We start from the raw sequence: 2513 nt of genomic DNA, 5'->3' as shown, positions 1-2513 counted from the left end.
CTGCGCCGCCTGGCCGAGCACCACGCGCGCGGCGGCACGGTGGCCAGCATCTGCGCCGGCGCGTTCGCGCTCGGCCGGGCGGGCCTGCTGGACGGCCGGCGCTGCACCACCACCACGAGGTGCAGGACGACCTGGCCCGGGTCTTCCCGGCCGCCTGGGTGGTCCGGGACGTGCTCTACGTGGTGGACGACCGGGTGGTGACCTCCGCCGGCATCGCCAGTGGCATCGACGTGGCGCTGCACCTGGTGGCCACCCGGCACGGCCCGGCCGCCGCCGCCAGGATCGCCCGTACCCTGGTGGTCTACGCCCGGCGCAACGGGCACGAGCAGCAGGCCAGCGCGATGATGCGGCACCGGTCGCACCTGTCCGACGCGGCCCACCGGGTGCAGGACCTCATCGACAGCCGGTTCTCCGACCCGCTGCCGCTGGCCGACCTGGCCGCCGCCGGCGGGGTCGCGGAACGCACGCTGACCCGGCTGTTCCGCCAGGCCACCGGGCTCACGCCGCTCGGCTACCAGCAGCTGCTGCGGGTCGAGCGGGCCGAGCACCTGATCGGGCACGGGGCGACCGTCGAGTCCGCCGCCCGGGCCGTCGGATTCACCGACGCCCGGATGCTGCGTCGGCTACGGGCCCGGGCTCACTCGCCGACCGCGTCCAACGTCGACGGTGTCGGCGTGCGGTAGTAGTCGTCCCGGGACAGGAACTCCACCGGCAGCGAACCGGGCAGCGTCACCCGGGCCACCCCGTCCAGCGGACCGGGCGCCGCCCGGCGGGCCAGCTCGTCGCGCTCCGGCGGGGAGAGTTCGACCAGGTCCGGGTGGCTCAGCCGGAACGTGGCCACCGACCGGCGGACCAGCCGGGCCAGCTCCGTCACCGTGTCGGCCGGACCGCCGAGGGCGAGCGCCGGCTGCTGGATGGTCCGCAGCGCGTCGCAGACCACCAGCAGCTCCCCGTCGGCCGTCGGGACGGCCCGTCCGCCGCCGGGCCGGCGGGTGGCGGCAGCTCCAGGCGGGACGGCCACTGCCAGCGGATCTGCCCGCTGACCAGGCGGGACAGCCGAAGAGCGCGCCGGTGCCGGGCGTCGCCACGGCCGTCCCGCCCGGAGACCACGGACAACTCGGCGCCGGCGCACACGTACGCCAGCCGCCGGTCGGTCACGGTGACGGTGGCCGGCGCGGGCAGCACCCACTGCCGCCGGGTGCCGGTGGGGCTGAGCAGGCAACCGGCCACCGGGGTACGCAGCCGCCGCAACACCCGCTCGCCCGGCTCGGGGACCAGCTCGTAGCGCCGGTCCAGCGCCGGCCGGAGCTCGTCGTCCGGCGCGTCGAAGCGGTGCGGTGCGATGAAGAACGGGGACGCGTCCTCGCGCATCGTCACGACCTCCCGGCGGTTGACCTCCTGCCGGTAAGCCTCGCCCAGCCCGCCGGGCCTGTCATGACAGCCGTTAGGGGGTCGGCCGGTCGGCCGCCGCCTGCGACCGGTAGATGCCGATCTCCTCCGGTCGGACGAGGCCGTCCTCGATCGCCCGGGCCAGCAGCGCCGCCTTGGTAGCCGCCGGCCGGCCCGCCCGGGTGTACTTGATCCGCGCCCGGTCCACGTACTGCTTGACGGTGTGCTCGCTGATCCGCATCCGACGGGCCACCGACGCCTTCGACATCGACTGGAACCAGAGCAGCAGCGCCTCGCGTTCCTTGTCGGACAGGGCCGGGCGGTCGGGGCGGGGGTCGCCCACCATCGCCCCGGCCAGCGCCGGTGGCACGTACGGGCGGTCGCTGGCGGCGGCCAGGACGGTCGCCACGCAGTGTTCCCGCCCCTCGTGCTTGGCGAGGAACGCCGCCGCCCCGGCGTCCAGCGCGGCGAGCATCGTCGCCGGGTCGGTGTGCTCGGAGTAGACCACCACCCGCCGACCGGCGGCGCTCAGCTCGGCCAGCTTGTCGATCACCATCCGCCCGTGCAGGCGCAGGTCCAGCAGGACCACGTCGGCGTCCGGCGCGTCCCGCAGCACCTGGTCCGGATCGTCCCCGGTGGCCAGGACGCGCAGCCGCGGCTCGGCGGCCAGCCAGGCCCGCACCCCGTCGATCACCACCGGGTGGTCGTCCACGATGGCCACCCCGACGGGCCGGTCCCCGCTCACGTCCTGCGCCACCGGGTCTGCGTCCACCTGATCTCCCCGTCCCGCTCCTGCACGTGCTTCACCTGGCCGTCGTCCTCGACGTGGCTGGGCGGACCGGTCCCGGCGGAATCGTCCACCTCGGGGGTGACCAGGCTGACCACCACCTCGTCCGGGCCGGCGACCACGGTGAGCCGGGCCCAGCGCCGCGCCTCGGCCAGCGCGGCGGTCGGCGGGTCCACCAGCCGGCGACGGACCTCCACCGGCAGTGGCGGGGGCGCGCCGATGGCGACCAGGTCGATCGGCAGGCCGTTCCGCTCGGCCAGGTCGGCGGCGGCGCGCAGCTCGTGCAGCAGCGGTCCGGCACGTCGTCCGACTCGGCGATCAGCCGGCGCAGCCGGGG

5 protein-coding genes and 1 pseudogene are annotated in these 2513 nt (G+C 76.2%); 2 read left to right on the top strand and 4 right to left on the bottom strand.

Features of this window, described 5'->3' with window-relative positions:
• Nucleotides 1-39: 39 nt before the first annotated feature.
• Entirely contained in the window at nt 40-201 is a 162-nt protein-coding gene (locus JNW89_RS34415; RefSeq protein ID WP_238452211.1) for a hypothetical protein, read from the top strand.
• 140 nt (nt 202-341) lie between these two features.
• A complete protein-coding gene (locus JNW89_RS34410; RefSeq protein WP_306344949.1) occupies nt 342-683 on the top strand; it encodes a helix-turn-helix domain-containing protein in 342 nt (113 codons plus the stop codon).
• Here the strand turns inward: JNW89_RS34410 and JNW89_RS34405 are convergent.
• The 4 genes and pseudogenes from JNW89_RS34405 to JNW89_RS34390 form a co-directional block, all read right to left on the bottom strand.
• Entirely contained in the window at nt 638-940 is a 303-nt protein-coding gene (locus JNW89_RS34405; protein ID WP_238452209.1) for a hypothetical protein, read from the bottom strand. The genes JNW89_RS34410 and JNW89_RS34405 overlap by 46 nt on opposite strands.
• Nucleotides 871-1371 (bottom strand): hypothetical protein, encoded by a 501-nt coding sequence (locus tag JNW89_RS34400; RefSeq protein ID WP_238452208.1) that lies wholly within the window; start codon nt 1369-1371, stop codon nt 871-873. The genes JNW89_RS34405 and JNW89_RS34400 overlap by 70 nt, the downstream gene beginning before the upstream one ends.
• A gap of 73 nt (nt 1372-1444) precedes the next feature.
• Complete coding sequence (locus JNW89_RS34395; protein ID WP_238452207.1) at nt 1445-2161, bottom strand: response regulator transcription factor; 717 nt, start codon at nt 2159-2161, stop codon at nt 1445-1447.
• Nucleotides 2131-2513 (bottom strand): annotated as a pseudogene (locus JNW89_RS34390) (hypothetical protein); the annotation flags it as partial. The gene JNW89_RS34395 and the pseudogene JNW89_RS34390, both read right to left, overlap by 31 nt.

The sequence above is a fragment of the Micromonospora sp. 4G55 genome (assembly GCF_016803375.1).
Note: the sequence above shows the minus strand (reverse complement) of the source record. Positions and strands in the feature narration are given on the sequence as shown.

What these genes read in the sequence shown, in the direction of transcription:
- JNW89_RS34400 (WP_238452208.1), bottom strand. Translation starts at nt 1,371, where the DNA reads ATGCGCGAGGACGCGTCCCCGTTCTTCATCGCACCGCACCGCTTCGAC.
- JNW89_RS34410 (WP_306344949.1), top strand. Translation starts at nt 342, where the DNA reads ATGATGCGGCACCGGTCGCACCTGTCCGACGCGGCCCACCGGGTGCAG.